Annotated in this window: 2 protein-coding genes; both read left to right on the top strand. The window is 64.1% G+C overall.

All coding sequences use genetic code 11. The features are described from left to right. Nucleotides 1–528: 528 nt before the first annotated feature. A complete protein-coding gene (locus AC08OV_RS03750; protein ID WP_476615471.1) occupies nucleotides 529–1,890 on the top strand; it encodes a glycosyltransferase family 4 protein in 1,362 nt (453 codons plus the stop codon). Further along, on the top strand, nucleotides 1,887–2,081 hold a 195-nt coding region (locus AC08OV_RS03745), incomplete at its 3' end, for a sugar phosphate nucleotidyltransferase (protein WP_476619298.1). The genes AC08OV_RS03750 and AC08OV_RS03745, both read left to right, overlap by 4 nt.

Here is a 2,081-nt window from a genome sequence, read left to right as displayed (position 1 = left end):
ATCGACCACGTCGCCCACCCCGACGCCCGAGCCGGCCTGACGGAGGCGGCCGGGTCGCTGGGACTGCTCGCCGTCCGCGCATCGTCGACCGTCTGATCCGGGACCGTCTGATCCGGGACCGTCTGATTCGATGACCGTCTGATTCGGTAAGCTGACCAGAAAGCCGAGGAACGCACGACAAGTCACTGGCGGTCCGCTGCCAGGAGCGGCTTTGCGTCAAAAAGCGCGAGAGTGACCCGGGCATTAAAGGCGCGAACACGGCATCCATGGCGGCCATGGCTGCCGTCGTCAAACAGCATGGCTGGAATAAGCCGCCCCCAACGGTCAGTTCTGTCGTTCCTGTGGCGAGAATCGGCCGAGCCCGGCCCCAAGACGCGACACGCAAGTTTTTCAATCGCCGGTGATGCCCAGGCCGGCCGCTAGCCTCGCCATGGCGGAAAGGGAGGGATGGGTCCACAGTCCGCGGGCAACGGGGTCGTTCATCTTCGGGAGAAAAATGTGGGACAGACACGCGACGGGACTATCTCGTTGGCTACGGCTGCGAATACTCTCACGTCGGCGCCTGACGCCGACTCAACCGAATCTCCCGACATTGGCGACGCAGGACGGGTTCTGATCGTAGTTCAGAACCTGCCGATTCTGATCGACCATCGGACGTGGCAGGAATGCCAGGCGCTTCGCAACCAGGGCTACCAGGTCGCCGTAATATGCCCACGGGGCCCGGGGCAGCGGCGTCACCAGATCGTCGACGGTGTCAGCATCTGGACCTATCGCGGCGCACCCCGGACCCAGGGTGTACTCAGTTACGTTTTCGAGTTCGGCTACTGCTGGGTGCGAACCGCTGTCCTGTCCGTCGCCGTGGCCCGCCGGCACGGATTCGACGTGATCCAGGCGTGTAACCCGCCGGACACGTACTGGGCGCTCGCGCTGTTCTACAAGCCGTTCGGCAAGAAGTTCGTCTTCGACCATCATGATCTCTGCCCGGAACTCTATCGCTCACGGTTCGGCAAGGACGGGGGGCTGTTGCTCCGCGCGCTGCTGCTGCTTGAACGGATGAACCAGCTGGTCGCCGACCACGTGATCGTGACCAACGAATCGTACCGGCGGCTGGCCCTGACCAGGGGGCGGCTGCCATCGGAACGGGTGACCGTCGTCCGAAACGGACCGGACCCCGAACTGATGAAGCCTGCCGCGGAGCGTCCCGAGTTGCGGCGCGGCCGGCAGCACCTTGCCTGTTATCTGGGAATAATGGGCCCGCAGGACGGTGTCGACCGACTCCTCGATGCCATACATCACTATGTCCACGTTCTCGGGCGCACCGACTGCGCCTTCGCCCTGCTGGGATTTGGTGACTGTCTGGACGATCTGCGGAAACAGTCGAGCCGGCTCGGTCTCGACGACTGGGTCGAGTTCACCGGGCGGGCGGACGACCAGATGATCCGGGACTATCTGTCCACCGCCACGGTCGGATTGTCGCCGGACCCGCGGAGCCCGCTGAACGAGGTGTCCACCATGTCCAAGACGCTCGAATACATGGCCTATGCGCTGCCGGTGGTGGCCTACGACCTGACCGAGACCCGGGTGAGCGCCGAGGACGCCGCCGTCTACGTACCCTCCGACACGGTGGCGGACTTCGCCCGGACCCTCGCCGAACTGCTGACGGACCCGGACCGACGCCGGACTCTTGGCGCCCGGGGCCGGGAGCGCATTGTGAACGAATTGTCCTGGCGGTATTCGGAGCCCCGCTACGTCGGGGTCCACGACCGGCTACGTGGTCGCCAGGCCAGCTACCCCAGTATCCCGGTCCCTCGCCAGGGCGGCTTGACCCGCGTGGGCGGCTCGGCAGCGCCGGTTCACACGACCGGGTCCCGGGAACGAGCGGAACGATGAAGGTCGGTATTCTTGCTGGCGGTCTGGGAAGCCGGTTGGCGGAGGAGACGGTCATCAAACCCAAACCGATGATCGAGATCGGGAATCGGCCGATAATCTGGCACATCATGAAGTACTACGCCCATTTCCAGTTCGCCGATTTTACGATCGCACTGGGGTATAAAGGAGAATATATAAAACGCTGGCTGGTG

The sequence above is a fragment of the Frankia sp. CeTa3Moorea genome (assembly GCF_978021225.1).
The sequence above is the reverse complement of the archived record's forward strand: the minus strand, read 5'-3'. Positions and strand labels throughout refer to the sequence as shown.